At 53.8% G+C, this 19,569-nt stretch carries 18 protein-coding genes (1 of these 18 cut by a window edge); 11 read left to right on the top strand and 7 right to left on the bottom strand.

The features are described 5' to 3' along the window. On the top strand, positions 1 to 1,524 hold the 3' portion of the coding sequence (locus M9H61_RS07280) for a hypothetical protein (protein WP_250284191.1). Its footprint begins 792 nt before the window's first position; only the last 1,524 of its 2,316 coding nucleotides appear in the window; the start codon falls outside the window, past its left edge; it ends in the stop codon at positions 1,522 to 1,524. Positions 1,525 to 1,624: 100 nt separating this feature from the next. On the opposite strand, the gene katG is transcribed toward M9H61_RS07280, so the two are convergent. Next, positions 1,625 to 3,808 (bottom strand): catalase/peroxidase HPI, encoded by a 2,184-nt coding sequence (gene katG, locus M9H61_RS07275; RefSeq protein ID WP_101247773.1) that lies wholly within the window; start codon positions 3,806 to 3,808, stop codon positions 1,625 to 1,627. Between the two features lie 512 nt (positions 3,809 to 4,320). Between katG and M9H61_RS07270 the strand changes: the two genes are divergently transcribed. The 6 genes from M9H61_RS07270 to M9H61_RS07245 all read left to right on the top strand — a co-directional run bounded on the left by M9H61_RS07270 (position 4,321) and on the right by M9H61_RS07245 (position 8,999). After that, entirely contained in the window at positions 4,321 to 5,310 is a 990-nt protein-coding gene (locus tag M9H61_RS07270; RefSeq protein ID WP_250284189.1) for a cation diffusion facilitator family transporter, read from the top strand. A 161-nt stretch (positions 5,311 to 5,471) separates the two neighbouring features. Next, a complete protein-coding gene (locus M9H61_RS07265) occupies positions 5,472 to 6,467 on the top strand; it encodes a 2-dehydro-3-deoxygalactonokinase (RefSeq protein ID WP_250284188.1) in 996 nt (331 codons plus the stop codon). Positions 6,468 to 6,471: 4 nt separating this feature from the next. Beyond that, positions 6,472 to 7,128 (top strand): 2-dehydro-3-deoxy-6-phosphogalactonate aldolase, encoded by a 657-nt coding sequence (locus tag M9H61_RS07260; protein ID WP_250284185.1) that lies wholly within the window; start codon positions 6,472 to 6,474, stop codon positions 7,126 to 7,128. Positions 7,129 to 7,257: 129 nt separating this feature from the next. Next, a complete protein-coding gene (locus M9H61_RS07255; RefSeq protein ID WP_068518703.1) occupies positions 7,258 to 8,037 on the top strand; it encodes an SDR family oxidoreductase in 780 nt (259 codons plus the stop codon). Positions 8,038 to 8,195: 158 nt separating this feature from the next. Further along, positions 8,196 to 8,471: a GIY-YIG nuclease family protein gene (locus M9H61_RS07250; RefSeq protein WP_068518702.1), complete on the top strand. Its 276-nt coding sequence runs from the start codon at positions 8,196 to 8,198 to the stop codon at positions 8,469 to 8,471. 180 nt (positions 8,472 to 8,651) lie between these two features. Next, positions 8,652 to 8,999, top strand: a complete 348-nt coding sequence (locus M9H61_RS07245) for a hypothetical protein (RefSeq protein ID WP_068518701.1) — start codon at positions 8,652 to 8,654, stop codon at positions 8,997 to 8,999. Between the two features lie 84 nt (positions 9,000 to 9,083). On the opposite strand, the gene M9H61_RS07240 is transcribed toward M9H61_RS07245, so the two are convergent. From M9H61_RS07240 to cysD, 6 genes are all read right to left on the bottom strand, one after another. Then, positions 9,084 to 10,187: an ABC transporter substrate-binding protein gene (locus M9H61_RS07240; protein ID WP_228196686.1), complete on the bottom strand. Its 1,104-nt coding sequence runs from the start codon at positions 10,185 to 10,187 to the stop codon at positions 9,084 to 9,086. Between the two features lie 194 nt (positions 10,188 to 10,381). Further along, a complete protein-coding gene (locus tag M9H61_RS07235; protein ID WP_250284183.1) occupies positions 10,382 to 11,017 on the bottom strand; it encodes a CDP-alcohol phosphatidyltransferase family protein in 636 nt (211 codons plus the stop codon). A gap of 129 nt (positions 11,018 to 11,146) precedes the next feature. Next, positions 11,147 to 11,857 carry a GNAT family N-acetyltransferase gene (locus tag M9H61_RS07230; protein WP_250284181.1) on the bottom strand — a complete coding sequence of 237 codons (711 nt, stop codon included), beginning with the start codon at positions 11,855 to 11,857 and terminating at the stop codon, positions 11,147 to 11,149. A 104-nt stretch (positions 11,858 to 11,961) separates the two neighbouring features. After that, positions 11,962 to 12,648 carry a hypothetical protein gene (locus M9H61_RS07225; protein ID WP_228196683.1) on the bottom strand — a complete coding sequence of 229 codons (687 nt, stop codon included), beginning with the start codon at positions 12,646 to 12,648 and terminating at the stop codon, positions 11,962 to 11,964. A gap of 187 nt (positions 12,649 to 12,835) precedes the next feature. Next, the gene (gene cysN / locus M9H61_RS07220; RefSeq protein WP_250284179.1) at positions 12,836 to 14,755 is read right to left on the bottom strand and encodes a sulfate adenylyltransferase subunit CysN; all 1,920 of its coding nucleotides are present in this window, start codon (positions 14,753 to 14,755) and stop codon (positions 12,836 to 12,838) included. Then, positions 14,755 to 15,660, bottom strand: a complete 906-nt coding sequence (gene cysD, locus M9H61_RS07215) for a sulfate adenylyltransferase subunit CysD (protein ID WP_068518695.1) — start codon at positions 15,658 to 15,660, stop codon at positions 14,755 to 14,757. The genes cysN and cysD overlap by 1 nt, the downstream gene beginning before the upstream one ends. 364 nt (positions 15,661 to 16,024) lie before the next feature. On the opposite strand from cysD, the gene M9H61_RS07210 reads away from it, so the two are divergent. From M9H61_RS07210 to M9H61_RS07195, 4 genes are all read left to right on the top strand, one after another. Beyond that, positions 16,025 to 16,834, top strand: a complete 810-nt coding sequence (locus M9H61_RS07210; protein WP_250284177.1) for a hypothetical protein — start codon at positions 16,025 to 16,027, stop codon at positions 16,832 to 16,834. A 1-nt stretch (position 16,835) separates the two neighbouring features. Next, the gene (locus M9H61_RS07205; protein WP_250284174.1) at positions 16,836 to 17,675 is read left to right on the top strand and encodes a hypothetical protein; all 840 of its coding nucleotides are present in this window, start codon (positions 16,836 to 16,838) and stop codon (positions 17,673 to 17,675) included. 11 nt (positions 17,676 to 17,686) lie between these two features. Further along, the gene (locus M9H61_RS07200) at positions 17,687 to 18,532 is read left to right on the top strand and encodes a hypothetical protein (protein ID WP_250284172.1); all 846 of its coding nucleotides are present in this window, start codon (positions 17,687 to 17,689) and stop codon (positions 18,530 to 18,532) included. A 306-nt stretch (positions 18,533 to 18,838) separates the two neighbouring features. Further along, the gene (locus tag M9H61_RS07195; protein WP_250284170.1) at positions 18,839 to 19,504 is read left to right on the top strand and encodes a hypothetical protein; all 666 of its coding nucleotides are present in this window, start codon (positions 18,839 to 18,841) and stop codon (positions 19,502 to 19,504) included. Positions 19,505 to 19,569: the final 65 nt, after the last annotated feature.

Here is a 19,569-nt window from a genome sequence, read left to right as displayed (position 1 = left end):
GTAGCTGTTTCCCACGTCATGGCGATGCACAAAGGCGCAATTGGTCGTGGTGATTACGAAATTGGTGAGGCAGCTTTGTATGCCTTAGTGCAAATCAATGATGCATACATCTTGGCGAAAGGGAGATCTTTCTTCTCCCCAAACATCTTCCTGAACACATCTCTTGAAGTCGACCCTTTTATTAACTTTTCACTCGAGCACCTCCGGCGAGCCTTTACGCATGCTAAAGCATTGCAAGACGAAGTATATGTGTCTCAGTTGCTGCGTAGCTTTTCGATGCTCTCAGACGTATACAGAAGAATTGCTTACTGTGGTCGAGATACGACAAAATATCATTCGCACTTAGCAAAAGGGTACTTAATTCGTTCTCTTGACGTAATTATCCCACTTGAGATGACAGATGTATTGATGGAAGGGGTTCGGTTACTCAAGGATGACGCGATTGCGTGTATACAAACTGATGACTGGCCTGCAGCTTCTGCAAACTATGATTCGATATTGAAGGTTGCAGTTGCAGGCCTAGTTAACAAAACACTTCAACCTGTATGCAGCGTTTGTGTTCAAGCTTACTCTGACATCATTTTTGAATTGTTGATCTCAAGAAATGTTGATGTTGGGTGGGCAACAAAACAAGTAAATTCAAAACTGGAGGGCATTGGGAAACTACTTCTTCCAAAATCGGATACCCCCTTGTTTGGCGACCATGAGATGATTCTAGGTCAGTACTTTTCAGCATCCGAGTATCGAGGGTTTTGCTCCAAGGTCAGGGATCTCGTAAATGAGGTGATTGAACAGGGTCAAGAAAACGAACATGCAGCGATTATCGTAAGAAACTTACGGGAGTGGAGTGAATGTATTCCTTCAAGTCATCGGAGCATATTTTTACTGGCATATACGAAGCACTCATCCATCACGCATCATCTGTTGCATTGGGTTGCTCACATCGTTGAAGTACTTATGGCTGTAGCATGGGCTCCTGTAGTTGTCGATAGAGATAGAGAAAATCTGTTCACGAACTCGGCTGAGATTCTTGAAATAATCAATATCCTTCCGGAAACAGAGGAGCAGTCCCAGTTCTTGAGTGTTTTTCAATGGGAAGAGGAGTTGTTTAACATTGCGGTAAGTGCAAGAAGTCGAGATTGTGAAGTTGTTATGATTCGAGCACGTGCTTTACTAGTTCAGTGGGCATTCTCAGTCGGCAGATTTCGATCAGGATATTGGCACTTTGAGAGAGCGTTACTGGGAATTGCATGGCTCTCAGCTGTCGATTGCAAGGAAAGCTGCGAAGAGAGTTTTAGTTTGTTGCGAAGCCTAATAGCGAAGCAGGTTAAGCTTGAAGTTGCACCATCCCAAGAGTTGTTAGATGCAATGGCGGACAGGCTTCGAGAACGCGCTGAGAGTATCCCAAGCTATGACTATAGTTCTTCATCGATTGAGCATGCATTCCGCTCGCTAGAAACTGAAACGGCGCGGAAGATGTTGTTCTTCATTGCAGACAGTATTCAAGTTGAACCCCATGTTTGAATACATAAATTAACAAAAACACCCCCGACCTCACGACCGGGGGTGTTCTCACATCAGAGCCAAAAAGCTCCAATCCAAATCAAACTAGCGTCTGAGCGCCTTACGCCAGATCAAACCGATCCGCATTCATCACCTTGGTCCAGGCTGCCACGAAGTCTTTAACGAACTTCTCCTGGTTGTCGTCCTGGGCGTACAGTTCGGCATAGGCGCGCAGGATCGAGTTTGAACCAAACACCAGATCAACGCGGGTGGCGGTGAATTTGGTGTCGCCGGTTTTGCGATCGACGATGTTATAGAGGTTCTTGCCTGCCGGCTTCCAGCTGTTGCCCATATCCGTCAGATTGACGAAGAAGTCGTTGGTCAGAACACCTTCGCGGTCGGTAAACACGCCGTGTTTGGTACCGCCATAGTTGGTGCCAAGAACACGCATACCACCGAGCAGAACCGTCATTTCATGGGCGGTCAGGCCAAGAAGCTGTGCGCGGTCAAGCAGCATTTCCTCGGGCTGAACAACATAGTCCTTTTTCGCCCAGTTGCGGAAACCGTCGGCCAGCGGTTCGAGCGGCTCGAAGCTTTCGGCATCGGTCATCTCGTCGGTGGCGTCACCACGACCCGGTGCGAACGGAACGGTGATGTTGAAGCCGGCATCCTTGACGGCCTTTTCAACCGCAGCCGTACCACCCAGAACGATGAGATCAGCAATCGAGACTTTCTTGGCAAGGCCGGCCTGAATGCCTTCGAGGGTGCTAAGAACCTTGGCAAGGCGGGCCGGTTCGTTGCCTTCCCAATCCTTCTGCGGGGCCAGACGGATGCGTGCACCATTGGCACCACCACGCTTGTCCGAACCACGGAAGGTACGGGCAGAATCCCAGGCGGTGTTGATCAGCTCGGCCGAGGTGAGGCCCGATGCCAGCAATTTGGCCTTGAGATCGGCGATTTCGGCGTCCGAGAGGGTGTAGTCAACAGACGGGATCGGGTCCTGCCAGATCAGGTCTTCAGCCGGAACGTCCGGGCCGAGATAGCAGGCTTTCGGGCCAAGATCACGGTGGGTCAGCTTGAACCATGCACGGGCAAAGCAATCGGAGAAATATTCGAAATCGTTGTCGAATTTCTCGATGATTGCACGATAGGTCGGGTCCATTTTCATGGCCATATCGGCATCGGTCATGATCGGCATGCAACGGATTGACGGATCTTCGACGTCAACAGGCATGTCTTCTTCCTTGATATTGATCGGTTCCCACTGATGGGCACCGGCCGGGCTTTTCTTGAGTTCCCACTCATAGCCCAGAAGAAGCTTGCAATAACCGTTATCCCATTTGGTCGGATGGGTGGTCCAGGCACCTTCGATGCCCGAGGTCACACTGTCACGGCCGATGCCGCGCGTGGTGTGGTTGTTCCAGCCAAGACCCTGTTCGGTGATGTCAGCCCCTTCGGGAGCTTCGCCCAGAAGGGCGGCATCGCCATTGCCGTGCGTTTTACCGACGGTATGACCCCCGACCGTCAGGGCGGCGGTTTCTTCGTCATTCATTGCCATACGGGCAAAGGTTTCGCGCACCTGGGCGGCGGTCTTGATCGGGTCAGGCTGCCCGTTGACACCTTCCGGGTTCACATAGATCAGGCCCATCTGCACGGCGGCAAGCGGGTTTTCCATGGTTTCGGGTTTGGTGACATCGTCATAACGGGAATCAGACGGTGCCAGCCATTCCTTTTCCGCACCCCAGTACACGTCTTTTTCCGGATGCCAGATATCTTCACGACCACCGGCAAAACCAAAGACTTTGAGGCCCATCGATTCATAAGCCATGGTGCCGGCCAGAATGATCAGGTCAGCCCAGGAAATCTTGTTGCCATATTTCTTTTTGATCGGCCACAGAAGACGGCGTGCCTTGTCAAGGTTGGCGTTATCAGGCCAGGAGTTGAGCGGGGCAAAGCGGATATTGCCCGTGCCGCCGCCGCCACGGCCATCGGCCAGACGGTAGGAACCGGCAGAGTGCCAGGCCAGACGGATCATCAGACCACCATAATGCCCCCAGTCCGCCGGCCACCAGTCCTGGCTGTCGGTCATGAGGTTTTTCAGGTCGGTTTTGACAGCGTTGAGATCAAGTTTCTTGAACTCTTCTGCATAGTTGAAGTCCTTGCCATAGGGCGTGGATTTGGTGTCGTGCTGATGCAGGATGTCAAGATTAAGGGTTTTGGGCCACCAGTCGGTGTTGGTGGTGCCGGTCTCGGTCATGCTGCCGTGCATTACCGGACATTTCCCTGCGGTATGTTTTCCGTCCATTTTTCTCTCTCCGTAGTGGCTGAGATGTTTTTAAAACAGCTCCTTGACCCGTTTCGTTTTGCGCCAAAGACGACCGGGGCAAAACAGCAAGTCCCGATCTGCTGTTTCATGTCGCCTTATGGTTGGGTTCCCTGAGATGTGATTTAAACAAAACCAGTATGAGTGCGCCAGTATTTCTACGTGAAGCTTTCATGTTGCAGATAATGTTCAACTCAGAGATCGCAACGAACGTGGTCACAAATTCCGAAACCATGGGTTTTCCCATCGCTTTGAAGAGCCTAACAATTTGATGCGTAATAGGTGAAATAGTTATTTTATGTATCTTTGATAGCTTTTTTCGATTTCTTCGGGTGGCGGGGCCAAACCGGCGACCCAGGCTGTGACAGGCCGTGACAGGCCGTGACATTCGGCCAAAAGCGGTTAGACTGGGCTAAGTCATTTGCCTGAAGGGCTTTTTTCAGATGCCCGGTTCAGGCACACATCACCGATCGTTCAGAATGGATAGCGCGTATATGTCTCATTCCTCAAAAGGGGCCATTTACATGGCCGCGACGGCCAATCTGCTGATTGCTGTGGCCAAGTTTGCCGGGGCGGCGATTACCGGTTCTGCGGCGATGATGTCCGAAGGCATCCATTCGCTGGTCGATACGGGCAATCAGGGGCTTTTGCTTTTGGGGTTGAAGCTTTCGACCCAGGAGCCTGATGAACGTCATCCGATGGGCTATGGCAAGGAGACCTATTTCTGGTCGTTTCTGGTTGCGGTGATGATTTTCGGATTGGGGGCCGGTGTTTCGATCTGGGAAGGGGTGGACAAGATCCTTCATCCCCATGCGCTTGATATCCATGTGGTGGCATCGTTTGGCGGGTTTGATATCCGGACATATCACGTCGTGTTCACGATCCTGATCATTGCCATGGTACTGGAAGGGGCAGCGTTTCGCACAGCCTATCGGGCGTTTCGGGCCCAGAACCCCGACAAGACAATCATCAAGGCCGTGCATAGCAGCAAGGACCCGACGGTGTTTGTCATCCTGTTTGAGGATTCAGCGGCCTTGCTTGGTTTGCTGGTGGCGTTTGTCGGGATTGCGGCGGCCTATTTGCTTGATATGCCGGTGCTTGACGGGCTGGCATCGGTGATGATCGGTCTTATTCTGGCGGTCACGGCCTTTTTCCTGGCGGTTGAGTGCAAGGGGCTTCTGATCGGGGAAAGTGCCAATGCGCAAAGCCGCGAAAAGATCGCGCGGATGGTTGCGGGCATTCCGGGCGTTTTGGGGGTGAATGAAATCATCACACTGCATCACGGACCGCAAAGCGTGATTGTCTGTGTCAGTGTCGATTTTGATGACAAGATCGGATCGCCACAGGTCGAAGCAGCCGTGTCGCGCCTTGAGATCGATATCCGTGCTGCCATCCCCGAAGTATCCAAGGTGTTTATCGAGGCCCAAAACTGGAAATCGCATCAAAGCCTGCTTGATCCCGACGTGCCGGCCCCGCAGGTCTGATACCGGGGTGGTCGCCGCGGCGTGGTGCATTTGAGGGTGCTGGCGGTGATTTCCTGCGCGATGGATTGACCATTCATCCGCCCAATAGTATGAGGAATGCAAACAGGCGGCATTGATCCCGGTTCGGGTCCCCTTGCCGACAAGCATAGAAGGGCAGGGCGTTGACGGCTTCATCACATCATTCGGGCATCCCGGCCCAGGCACCAAGCTGGATCGCGGTTGACTGGGGCACATCGAATTTGCGCGTCTGGGCAATGGATGGTAGCGCTAACATCCTGGCGATGGCGGAAAGCCCGCTTGGCATGAATGCGATTGCCGGGGACGATAAGCTGAGCTTCGAAGGGGTTCTGATCGGGCTGATTGACCGCTGGCTTGATCCGGCGATGCGCAATGTGCCGGTGGTGATTTGCGGTATGGCCGGGGCGCGGCAGGGATGGCTTGAAGCCCCGTATTGCGAGGTGCCGGTTGCACTGCGCGATCTGGCATCCGGGGCGGTCAGCCCGACGGTTGTCGACCCAAGGGTGGCGGTTTCGATCCTGCCCGGATTGTGTCAGCGTCCCAAAGGCGTTGGCGAAATATCGGGCGATGCCGATGTCATGCGCGGCGAGGAAACCCAGCTTGTCGGCTTTATGAACCAAAACCCGGATTTTGCCGGTTGGGTGTGCCTGCCCGGAACCCATTCGAAATGGGCGCGGGTTGCGGACGGAAAAATCACTGCCTTTCGGACCTATATGAGTGGCGAGGTCTTTGCGCTTTTGTCCCGCCAATCAATCCTGCGCCATTCGGTTGGTGATGATTGGGATGATGCGGCCTTTGCCGGGGCGGTGCGGGCGGCAAAAACGCAGCCCGGCAGCTTTTTGCATCAGCTTTTTACCGTGCGTGCCGCGGGCCTTGTTGCCTTGAACAGCGCAGACGTGCCGTCCGGGGTGGCGGTTTTGTCGGGCAGTGTGATCGGTCTGGAAATTGCCGATATTCTGGACCGGTTGCAAGATGGTGAAACCATTGCACTGGTCGGTGCAGGCAAGCTTGCATCCCTTTATCAGGCAGCACTGGCCGTGCATGGCCAAACTGCGCTGGCGATGGATGGCGGTGCCATCACCCTTGCCGGATTAAGCCAGGCCTATCAGACCTTATCGCACGCATCACAAAGGATTTAAGACCATGGCACCATATGTTGCAGAACAGATTACCGATGCGCGCAGCGGCGAAAAACACCGCCGGCTGATTGCGATCCTGCGCGGGGTTCAACCCCATGAGGCGGCCGATATGGCGCGCGCGCTGGTCGATGCCGGCATCAGCATGATTGAAGTGCCGCTTAATTCGCCAGAACCCCTTAAAAGCATCAGCGCGATGAAGGAAACGGTCGGGGATGCGGCGATGATCGGGGCAGGGACCGTTTTGACGCCCGATGACGTGGCCAATGTCAAAAAGGCTTCGGGTGAATTTATCGTTTCGCCCAATTGCGATATCGAGGTGATCGCCAAAACCAAAGAACTTGGCATGGGGTCCTGGCCCGGTGTGCTGACGCCAAGTGAATGCTTTGCCGCCATCAAGGCCGGGGCAGACGGGCTTAAAATCTTTCCGGCCAGCATCATTGGTGCTGATGGCATCAAGGCCATGCGCGCGGTTCTTCCGGCACAGATGCCGGTTTATGCGGTCGGGGGCGTCGGGCCGGATGATTTTGCAACCTATGCCAAGGCCGGGTGTGACGGGTTTGGTCTGGGGTCTGGGATTTACAAACCCGGCATGTCGGTGGCCGATGTTTCAAAGGCGGCGGTTGCCTATGTCGCGGCACATGACGCGGTGTTCGGGGCGTGATCAACCGGTGATTTTGCAGATGCCGGTGATCTGGATTAATCGTTCCAGATCGTGGAACGGTGTTTGACCAGACGGCCATGCCCGGTCTAAATTCCTGCCATTAGACGAACTCCAAGATGGGAGGATCCATTGGATCTGGGAATTAAAGGCCGCAAGGCTATTGTATGTGCCTCGTCCAAGGGGCTTGGCCGTGGTTGCGCCATCAAACTGGCAGAAGCCGGTGTTGATCTGACGCTTAATGCACGTTCCGAAGGGCCGCTGAATGAAACGGCGGAATATATCCGTGATACATATGGCGTGAATGTCACGACGGTTGCCTGTGACATCACGACCGAGGAAGGCCGCAACAAGGTCCTTGCCGCCCAGGGTGCGCCCGACATTCTGGTCAATAATGCCGGTGGTCCGCCCCCGGGCATCTGGTCCGATTGGGGACAGGCCGAATGGGAAGCCGCGGTTCAGTCAAACATGCTGACCCCGATCCTGCTTGCGACCGCGGTTCTGCCGGGCATGATTTCGCGCAAATGGGGCCGTATCGTCAATATCACGTCGGGTTCGGTCAAATCGCCGATCCCCCATCTTGGTCTTTCGAACGGGGCGCGTGCCGGTCTGACCGGTTTTGTTGCCGGAACGTCGCGTCAGGTCGCCAAGGATGGCGTGATCATGAACAACCTGCTTCCGGGGCAGCATGACACCGACCGCATCAACGCCCTGATGACCAACAAGTCAAAGGCCGAAGGCATCAGCCTTGATGAAGCGCGCACCAAAACCCAGGCAGGTCTTCCGACCGGTCGTTTTGGTGATCCGCTTGATTTCGGTGCGACCTGTGCCTTCATGTGCAGCGAGCATGCGAAATTCATGGTCGGCCAGAATATTCTGCTCGATGGTGGCGCGTTTAACTCCACCCTTTAATTTGCCCCATATGGGCTGCAAATGGTCGCTTTCTGTGCTTCCGGTGCTCATGTACTTTGGTACGCTGCGCGCCGGTTCTCGAAAGCGGCCATTTTCGTCATGCGAGGCCGCGAACCTCAACACACCTGATGTAACACTGTATTGAAACAGCTTCGGAAATGGCGTCATTCACCTTTGTGTATGTACTGCGTGAATTGGGGTTTGATCCGGCGGCAAATGTCCGGGTCAAGCTGCCCAGGACTTATGTCGGCTGGTCAACCGATGTTGAGGCGCGGCTGGTGACGCATAATAGCGGCAAAGGGGCCAAGACCACGCGCGGGCGGCAGTGGGAACTGGTTTATGTTGAACGGTTCCGCACCTTCGGTCAGGCCATGAGCCGGGAATGGCACCTTAAGCGGGACCGCAAATTGCGCAAGATGCTGGCGGGTGGATAGCGCGGTCTATCGGGCTTGACCCGGCTGTTGTGCGGCGGAAACTTTGATGTCGGGCAAGGGAACGGATGCCAAGCAATGCAATTGCTGCAAGGCGCCCGGCCAAAACAGGGCTTGCATCATTGCGCCAAGTAACAGATATGTCCTTGCAATCAATCCATTGAAACCGGGGTAACACCAGATATGGCATTCGTTCGCAAAAACCCGCTGAAACTCAACAAGTTGCAGCTTCGCACCCTTGTCCTGGCACAGGTCATCGCCAAAGACCCGAATTCGGGCAAGATCGACGAAGCCAGCGGTGAGGCAACCCTTCTGCGTGTGCCCCATGCCCATGGTGACCATGTGCATGTCGGCAAATTCACCGTTGCGGCCCGTGACGCCAGCGGCTTTGAAAACCCGGCAGTCTGGGTTGCGCTGACCCGCAAGGGACTGGTCAAGGAAGGCTATCCGGGCAGCATCGTTCTGACCAAGGAAGGTATGGAATACGATACCGGTCTTGGCGACCACTTCCTTGAAGAAAGCGATCACTAGGATTTCGAGAATTCATCCCCCGATGCCGACAAGAAAAAGCCCTGCACAAGCAGGGCTTTTGTTTTTTAGTGCGGCGATACGGGGCTATTTCACGCGGATGAATTTGCCGTTCTGAATTGTCACGAAATAGACGTCGCGATTGCCATCCCCATACTGATCGAATTTCAGTTCCTGATGCAGACCCATCTGCGGGGGCAGATCGGTCATCGCATTGGCCAGCTTCTGATCGGGGTGTTTGGTCTTGAGCGCGGTAAACAGAACCGTTGCCGCATCATAGGCCAGAACCGCACTGTACCCCGGATGGCGATCAAACATGGCTTCGTAATCGGCAACGAATTGCTGGAAGCGCGGATTGGTGTCATAGCGGTCATAGGCCTGGACAAGTTCCATGCCCTCGACCGCGGTTCCGCCGATTTCAATCAGCAAATCGGTTCCGGCCCATTCCGCAGCAGAAATCGGGATGTCCTTGGACAGTTTGCGGATTTCAAGCGCAAGATTGGCACTGTCGGAACTGTTGGCGACCAGCACGATCGCATCGGGGGCATCATCAACCAGTTGTCTGGCGATCTCGGCATTGCTGGCCTGACTGGTGTTGATCCAGTTTTTGGAAATCACCCGGCCGTCAAGTTCTTCGAATTCCAGAAGAAATTCACGATACCAGCTGTCGGCGAATGCTTCGTTTTGACCATCAAGGGCGATGGATACGCGTTTTCGGTCAAGCTCGATGCTGCGTTTTGCATAGGCGCGCGCATTTTCACGTGTGGTGGTGTTCATACGGAAAAGATAGTCGCGAAAACCGGCAAATTCGGCGGCCGATACCGTTGGTGATACGGTCACGATGCCCAGTTCGTTGATAACCGGCAGGATCGCCATGCCGATCGAACTGATGATGGGACCGACAATGGCATCGACACCAAGTTGGGAAAGTTCGCGGACATGCTGTTGGGCGACTTCGGGTGATTTTTCATCATCCCGCGGCAGGATTTCAACCATCCGGCCATTGATGCCGCCATCGTTATTGACTTGCTGGGCGGCAAGCTTCAGCGCATTGAGTGCATCGGTTCCGGTATCCGAACCCGGTCCGGACAATCCGGCAATGAAACCGATCTTGATCGGGCCTGACTGGTCACAGGCAACAACGAGAAAGCACGCGAAAATCAAAGCAAAAACATTCGAGACTGGCCGCATAATGTTCCTGTCGGTTTTTAAGGTCAGGCGGTATTGATCTGACGGTGCTGGACCATCGGGTCAACGGATGCTGACACTGGTTTCTTTGCAGGTCATCGTTGGGGGCGACCGGGAGTATGACGACCTTGTGTGCTACTGCCGATATGGTTGTGACGGTCGGTGACTTCAAGAAGTTACAACGTCTTTTCCGGCCGTTAGCCGAAATCGCGACGCGCTTGCAAGACACGGCCGAATGTCGTTATCAGGCACAAGGCCCCGAAGATTGCAGCAATCTGGGGGAACCAGCCGGGAAAGACGCAAATCAGACACAAAACAAGGATGGTTTCGCTGCCTTCGGTAATGCCGGTCAGGAAATAGAAGCTTTTTTTGCCCTGTTTGTCATGGTTGCGGTTCTGCTTGGCTGCGATGATCGCATAGGCCAGAAAACTCGACCCGGTGCCGACAAAACAGAAAATCAGAAATGCCGCCATAAGCGCATGTTCCGGACGCCCGATGGCAAATCCCAGAATGATGCCGGAATAAAACAGGAAATCGGCGACAATGTCGTAATAGCCGCCAAGGTCGCTTTCCTGAGTTTTGGAACCTGGATGGCGTGATCTTGGGGCTGCATGACGGGCGACTGCACCGTCAAGCCCGTCCATGATCCGTGACAACAAGATCATCACAAGGGCCGCGTAATCAAGCTGGAAGGCAAGAAACACCGCACCAAGGACCCCGAACAAAAAGCCGATGCCGGTGATGGCATTCGGGGTGATCCCCGTGCCCGACAGGGTACGGGCAGCCGCATTAAGCGGTATGTCGATCAGCGGGCGCAGGCGGGCATCAAACATCGGGAACTCGTTTTGGTTGGTCAAGCCTGGCCCGACTATAGGGGCAAGGTTGAACAAATCAAAATCACCAGTTCGTAAGCCGTCAGATATTGATGCCCGGTCCCGCAGATATGCGCGCCGCGCGGCAAGTCAGGGGCGCAGGTCTTCCAGTCGCTGGCGCTGTTTGCCATTGGCGTCAAAATTGTCGGGTAACAGCCATGCTTCGAACCCGCTGCGAATAGCGGGCCATTCTTCGGCGGTTATGGAAAACCACGCGGTATCACGATTGCGGCCCTTATAGACCATATGGTTGCGGAACGTGCCTTCATAGGTGAAGCCATACCGGGCGGCGGCGGCGCGGGATGGGGCGTTCTGATCGTCGCATTTCCATTCGTAGCGGCGATAGCCAAGTTCGTCAAAGGCGCGCCGCATCATCAGATACATCGCCTCGGTCCCGCCAATGGTTTGCGACAATGCCGGGGAATAATTGATATTGCCGATTTCAACCGACCCATTGGCGGCATCAATGCGCATAAAGGCTGCAACGCCAACCGCCGAATTGCGGGTTTTGTCGATGATGGCATGAAGCATCGGGTCACTTTGACCCGCCATGGTTTCCAGCCACGCCTTGTAGCTGGCAAAATCGTTGAACGCATTGGTCGAAAGATAGGTAAAGCGTGACCCGTCCTGTGCCATGGTGTTGGCATCAAACAGGTGCCTGGCATCGCGGACAAGGTCAAGCGGGCTGACGATCACATGCTGGCCGACCATGTCGCTGCGTGGCGGCATGGTGCATCCGGTCCAGTTTTCAACGGGATGGCCAACCGGTTTTCCAAAAACATCTTTGTGGGGCGAGGTCATGTTTCTTCCTGACAACGAACAGTGGAAAGCCAGATTTGCTGAAATCGGTCCCGTCGACAAGGGCCAGTTTTGTCAAACCGGTGGGGCCAATCGGCGGGCCCGTGTCACTGGGTCAGGGGTGTTTGATCAAGGATATCAAGGAAATGACGATTGCGTTCATTGTCATGACAGAGCAGCGGCACGTCAAAGCGTCTAACAGGCGGAAGGTCGGCGGCAACAATGCCGTCATGTGGGGCACCAGGGGCATTTTGCACATGGGACGGATCGGCAAGCAGCGCATCAATGCGCCCGGCCCGCAACAGATCAAAGCCCTGTTTAAGGTTTTGCAAGGCCACCCAGTCAATCATCGTATCGGGCAGGGGCAATGGCGGCGGGGGAAACTGTTTCAGGCGGCCAACCAGAACCTGATCCTTGCTGCCAAGGTCAACATCCTTGCGGGTGAACAGCCGGACTTCGAAGCTTAGTGCATGTTTTGAAACGAGTTGCGGATCATCATGGGGCCAGCCACCGGTCAGAATGCAATCAAGTTCACCGGAACGATACAGATGGAAAAGCCGGTCATTTGGAAGGGTTTCGATTGAACCCGATGACGTTCTGGCCTGAAGGGCAGCGGCAAGATTGCGGTTGGCCGGTGTGGTATATCGGGCCCACTGGTTGTTAAGCGATACATGCGCGCCAATGCGAAAACCTGTTTCCTCTGCCAAAAGGGGATCTGGCACAAACAGGTACAGCGCAATGGCCACAAATGACAAAAGCCATGTATCGACATCCAGACGCGGGCAAAACCGCATTGGTACCTCCGTTCCGGGTCCTGTTTTGATGTTACCTTCGGGCTGGTATTTTACAAGGTCGCAGGTGGGGCTGTAATCGGGCTGGTCTTGTGATGATTGGGGCGATGCCAGATTTCGGAGCCCGGAATAAAACAAAACCCGACAGTCGGAACTGTCGGGTTTTGTGTTGATCAAATCGGGCAGGTCATCAGATGTCGGGATACCAGGCCCCGAGAACGCCAAATTCTTCGAGTTTGGCGACAATCTGTTCGGCGGCTTCTTCTGCGCTTTGATCGGCGGTGTTGACCACGATCTCGGCATTTTCGGGCCGCTCATAGGGGCTTGAAATCCCGGTGAAATTGGCGATCTCGCCGGCGCGCGCCTTTTTATAAAGGCCTTTGACATCGCGCTGTTCACAGACTTCCAGCGGGGTGTCGATAAAGACTTCGATAAATTCGTCTTTTTCAACAAGGCTGCGGGCAAGCTGGCGTTCGCTTTTGAATGGCGAGATAAAGGAGACCAGCGTGATCACACCGGCATCAACGAACAGCTTGGCGGTTTCACCAACGCGGCGGATGTTTTCGACACGGTCCGCATCGGTAAAGCCGAGATCCTTGTTCAGGCCATGACGGACATTGTCACCATCAAGGGTGTAGGTGTGCTTGCCAAGCGCATGGAGCTTTTTCTCCACCAGGTTGGCGACGGTTGATTTGCCCGCACCCGACAGGCCGGTGAACCACAGAACGACCGATTTCTGGCCTTTCTGATAGGCACGTGCCTGTTTGTTGATGTCCATTTCCTGCCATTTGATGTTGGTCGCACGGCGAAGGGAATGGTTGACCATGCCCGCACCAACAGTCGCATTGGTGAAGCGGTCAATGATGATGAAACGGCCCGAATGACGGTTTTCGTCATAGGGATCAAAGGCCAGTGCCTTGTCCGCCGAGATATTGGCAATCCCGACTTCGTTCAGTTCAAGCGTCTTGCCCGCCACATGTTCGAGCGTATTGACATTGACCTTGTATTTAAGGTCGCTGATCTGTGCGCTTGTTACCTGTGCGCCCATCTTGATCAGATAGGGGCGACCGGGCAGAAGATGATCTTCATGCATCCAGATGATGCGGGCTTCGAACTGATCAGCGAATTCCGGTTTGGCATCGGATGCCGCCAGAACATCACCGCGCGAAATATCGATCTCGTCTTCAAGGGTCAGGGTGATGGCCTGACCGGCGATGGCTTCATCAAGGTTGCCGTCAAAGGTGACGATTTCCTTGACCTTGCTGGTCTGCCCCGATGCGGTGACAACAATTTCATCACCCGGTTTAACCCGACCCGAAGAAACAGTGCCGGAAAACCCGCGGAAATCAAGGTTCGGCCGGTTGACCCACTGCACCGGAAGACGGAACGGCTTGTTGATCGCGTCCTGTTCGACCTGAATGTCCTCAAGATGAGCCAGAAGCGTCGGACCGGAATACCAGGGTGTATTGGTGCTGGCTTCGATCATGTTATCGCCACGAAGGGCAGATAGCGGGATCGCGGTGATCGAGCTGTAATTCAGCTGTGCTGCGAATTCGTTATAGGCAGCGACGATTTCGTCAAATTTGGACTGATCATAATCGATCAGGTCCATCTTGTTGACGGCCAGAACCACGTGCTTGATGCCCAGAAGGGACGTGATGAAGCTGTGGCGACGGGTCTGGGTCAGGATGCCTTTACGCGCATCAATCAGGATCACGGCAACATCGGCAGTCGAGGCACCGGTTGCCATGTTCCGCGTATATTGTTCGTGGCCGGGCGTATCGGCGACAATAAATTTGCGCTTGTCGGTCGAGAAGAAGCGATAGGCGACATCAATGGTGATGCCCTGTTCGCGTTCGGCCTGAAGACCATCAAGCAGCAGGGCGAAATCAATCTCGCCGCCCTGGGTGCCAACCTTGCGGCTGTCAGATTCCAGCGCCGCCAGCTGGTCTTCGAAAATCAGTTTGGAATCCCAAAGCAGACGACCGATCAGGGTCGATTTTCCGTCATCGACACTGCCGCAGGTGATGAAACGCAGAAGGCTTTTTTCTTCCTGGGCTTTGAGGTAGCCAAGGATATCATCAGCAATAAGGTCAGATTTATGCGCCATCAGAAGTAACCTTCCTGCTTCTTCTTCTCCATCGACCCGGCCTGGTCATGGTCAATCATGCGGCCCTGACGTTCGCTTGAACGGGTCAGAAGCATTTCCTGGATAATTTCGGGCAGGGTCGCTGCCTCGGACTCAACGGCACCGGTCAGCGGATAGCAACCAAGCGTTCTGAAACGTACCGACTTCATTTCCGGCTTTTCGCCCGGTTTAAGCGGCATGCGGTCGTCATCAACCATGATCAGCATGCCATCGCGTTCGACCACCGGACGTTTTGCCGAATAATACAGTGGCACGATCGGGATCTGTTCGAGATAGATGTATTGCCAGATATCAAGCTCGGTCCAGTTCGAGATCGGGAAAGCACGGATGCTTTCGCCTTTGTTGATCCGGGCGTTATAGATATCCCACAATTCCGGGCGCTGGTTTTTCGGGTCCCAGCGGTGGGTTTCGGTGCGGAAGGAAAATACACGTTCCTTGGCGCGTGCCTTTTCCTCGTCACGGCGGGCCCCGCCAAAGGCCGCATCGAACTTGTATTTGTTCAGCGCCTGTTTGAGCGATTCCGTTTTCATGACATCGGTATGCAGGCTTGACCCATGAGTGAACGGACCAATGCCGCGTTCGACACCGTCCTGATTGATGTGAACAATCAGATCAAAACCATATTCGGCCGCCATCCGGTCGCGAAATTCGATCATTTCGCGGAATTTCCAGGTGGTATCAACATGCATCAGCGGGAAGGGCGGCGGTGCGGGATAGAACGCCTTGCGAGCCAGATGCAGCAGAACCGATGAATCCTTGCCGATGGAATAAAGCATCACCGGCCGTTCAAACGATGCCGCAACCTCGCGGATGATATGGATACTCTCTGCCTCAAGCTGGCGGAGATGGGTCAGATTGGGCTGCATTCTCATTCCTGCCGATCAATCAAAACTGTGGAAATCAACACAATTTTTAGTGTCTATAATTGTATTTCACTTGGCTTTCATGGGTAATATGGAATGCGCCGCAACGCAAGTGTGATTTCTATTTTTACACAATTTTTTGTGGTCCAATTATATTCAACATTTTGAGCGTGTTTAATTTATCGGCCGCTGCCGCAATTGCCAATAGCTAAAAGTCCGGCATGCCAAAGCAATCTCAGCAGGCACTGTTCATAAGGAGGGGACCTGTCACAGGCGGATAGGTGTGACAGAAGTCACAGGAAATGCCATGCGGGAAAAGTAGCATTGCCAGAAGGGAATTCACGTTAAACGCGCTTGGGGGACAGGCATGAAATTCGACATCACGATCTGGGGCGAGGCCACAGACGTCATTCGCAAAAACATCGTGATTTTTACAGCGGCGGTTGCGGCATTGTGGATCATGGATATCGTGATTTATGCCTTGCGGCCTGATATGGAATCACCGGATTTGCCGACCTATTTTGTCGGCGCGTATCTTGCCATTGCCTGTCACATGACGGTTTTGCGCAATGTCAGCGGGTTTTCCGCGGTGGGTGCACTTGAAAAAAGCGCTTTCTTCAAGTTCTTCATGCGCGGCTTTGCCGTGGCCATGGTGACGTTTATCCCGGCACTTTTCGTGATGGTTCCAATTTTGGCGGTCCCCGAAATCAAGGCGGCACCGGAAGACGTGCGGTTTTTCCTGGTGATGGTTGCGGTGCTTGCCTTTTACGGGGTGGCGATGCTGATCGCACTTGGTTTGGTGGGAACCTGGCTGCCAGCAGCAATCATGGCCGACGGTTCGTCGATCCGGCGGGCGTTTGCACGCGGTCGCAAAACGATCGGCTATGTGACGTCACGCCTGATCGTCGGACCGGGTGCCAATATCGTATTGTTCCTGGTAACCGTGTTCCTGTTGCCCGGGCGGTTTTCCGAAGCCGTTCGCACATACACCATTCACGCAGGCGAACTGCAATTTGTGCCGTTTGATATAGCCATGAGCGGTCTGGCCTATGTGGTATGGGCAACCGGCGTTGTTCTTGTCGCCGTGGTCCTGTCACGCGCCTATCAGCTTGGCGAGGCGCGTCTGGCTGATGCAAGCCAACCGGCAACCGAACTCAAACAGGCAGAGGCAATCTGAAATGGCGCAAGATAAAGAGACCGTCCAAACCGGCCCCAAACAGCCAGGTATCTGGAAGACCAGTTTTGTTGCGATTTTGCGCTGCTGGGCCAGCACTCTAATTGTGGCCATCCTGATGCTGGCAATGGCTTTCTGGCAGTTCGCAGCACCTTTTTCCGGCCAGGTCTATGTCATCTATGTGCTTGGACTTGTCATCTGGGGATATTTTGCGCTGTCGCTGTTTGCTTGGTTGCAAAATGGGTATGCAGGCATTGCGGCATTCAAGGAATTTGATGCGTCGCGTGTCCGGCTTTTTTCGGGGCGTTATATTGTCCTGCAAATTCTTGATACCTTGCCCGCATCATTGGGGTTGTTTGTCCTGACCGGCCATTTCATGTTGTCTCCGGAAGACATGGCCAAGATCGAGAACCTGTCTGCCATAGGCATTACCAGCATCTTTACCTTTGTGGTTCTTTGGATCGTTCTGGTGTTCTTTGCAACATTGTTGCCCGCGGCCCTTATCGGCGATGGAAGTGGCGTGGGACGTGCGGTTGCGAGAGGACGGAAGACTGTATGGTACGTTACAGGACGGGTTTTGCTGGGCCCTGTGTTGATGCTGTTTCTGGGCTCGATGATTGTAAATCTGGTTCAGACAGCAGGTGGACAACCACTGATATCAAGCGATGGCACGCTGGCCTTTAACGCAACCTCAGTCATAACAATGGTGGTAAGCAGTCTTCAATATATTGTCGTTGTTGCCATGATTGTCGTGATCATATCGCGTGCCTATCAACTGGGCGAAAAGCGTTTGACGGCGGAGCAAGCAAATATCGCTTCAGATCCATCACTTGCTCATGAATGACATTGTGCATCATGGTAGCGGGAATAGTTAAGCCAACCAAGCCAAGGGCGTATGTTACAGGCATCTGGGCAAAAAGCTTTGATGTGATATGCGCAAACTGGCGTGCTTTGGCATTTCTTTGTGGCGCATTCGCTGTGATCCGATACTCTTTGCTCTATGTCGGCGGGGGTATGGTCGATTTGATCAATGCCGGGTTGGAATTCGCATTCGAATGTGCCGTTCTATATGTCACATGCTTCTGGTTGATAACTGGAACCACCAAGCTAGGAATGCGTAGCCTGCTGCGGTTTGTTCCGCGCTACTTATTTTTAAGCCTGCTGGTTTCTGTGCCGTCCATTCTTTACTTTCTGACTGTTGACGGGACATTGATTTTAACCACAAGCGATATCAGGGATCTGGCAGGCGACAGCACGTCTCTGGAACATTCAATGATACTTGTCGGAGGTCTGATCAGGACGATCTTCGCCCTGATTTTGTTTCTGTTCGTGGCGACCTGGGTGCCTGCTGTCATATTGAAATTTGACAAGGGGTTGTTGCGGGCTGTCAAACGAGGATGGAGAACACTGGCCTTTGGTCTTACGGGACTTTTGATTGGTCCGTTTCTGTTTTCACTGATTGTGGATGTGACGTATCTCTTGCTGGGCGACCTTTCGATCGGATTATTGGCTGAAACGGGTGGTGGGCTTACTCGGCTTCATCTTCTTTTCGTGTTGGGGGCAATGTTTGGTGCAGGCAAGTTGCTGATTGTAAATGTTCTGCTTGGCACCGTTGCATCCCGGACCCTCATTCTCGGAGAAGAGCGGCTGCGCAAGGATCACATATCGGGCGAGGACGGGCTAGGTCTGTCGGCCCGATAACGCAAGACCTTCGTCAGAACCCAGAATGTCGGGGCGGCGTGATGTCGTGACCGCGTTTTCGGGGCAAGCCGGCAATCGCCATATTACCATGATTGAACAAGTGCCCTGTTGATCGCCATATACCGGTCTGTTTACAGAAAAGACTGGTGAGAGATGGGGGCCAAGATTGTAGCGCACAACGACTTTAAGGCCTGGATACTTCAGGACGCATGGGACGTGTTCTGGCAATGCCGGTCTGTCATTGCTGCGGCGTTGCTGTGGATGGTTCTGTTTACGGCTTTCGATGCGATATTGCCGCGTTCGGGGGTGCTTGGCCCGGACGGGGCAATTTCTGTTTGGGGTGGGATCTGGTTTGTTGCCCGCTTTCTGATCAATGCGGTGGCCGTGGTCAGTGTTGCATTCTGTGCGCATGTTTCCGTGCTGACCAGATCGGCCGGATGGTCCGCGTTTAGCATCGTCGACCGCAGGGCTACCGGAATGTTCTTTGCCGGTATGATCTTACTGGCACTGCTGATGGCGGTGATGATTCTGATCTATCAGCTGTTTCTTGTCCCCGATATTCTGCGGTTGTTAGTGGGTAATGATGACGTGGAAGCCAATACCGAGGGGCTCGGGATTGGTGCTGTCGTCGTGATGGCTTTTCTGTGTCTGGTTGCGATGGCAGCCACATGGGGTGGAGCCGTGATTTGTGGCGCTGACCCATCATTAGTCGCGACATGGTCCCGCGGAAAAGCAACATTCCGGTTCGTTCTTTGGCGGATGGTTGGCATTTTCCTTGTTCTGCCGGTAATCGCGGCTCTGTTCGTACCTGTGACGGGGCAGGTGGTCGCGATTGTGCAGGCAATCGGAATTTCCGCCGATACCGGATTGCTGGTGATTTCAGCAATTTTCAACGGAGCAATGACATGCTTTGTCATTGTGCTGCTTTCGGTGATTTTTTCCCGCGCTTTTATCATCTCTTTGAAATCATGACGGAATCCCTTTAATGCGGGATTTGTAAACTATCGGTGTGTTATCGGCTCAATTGGTAATTTTAT

Source organism: Thalassospira sp. GO-4 (assembly GCF_023588965.1).
GTDB classification, from domain to species: Bacteria; Pseudomonadota; Alphaproteobacteria; order Rhodospirillales; family Thalassospiraceae; genus Thalassospira; species Thalassospira povalilytica.
The sequence above is the reverse complement of the archived record's forward strand: the minus strand, read 5'-3'. Positions and strand labels throughout refer to the sequence as shown.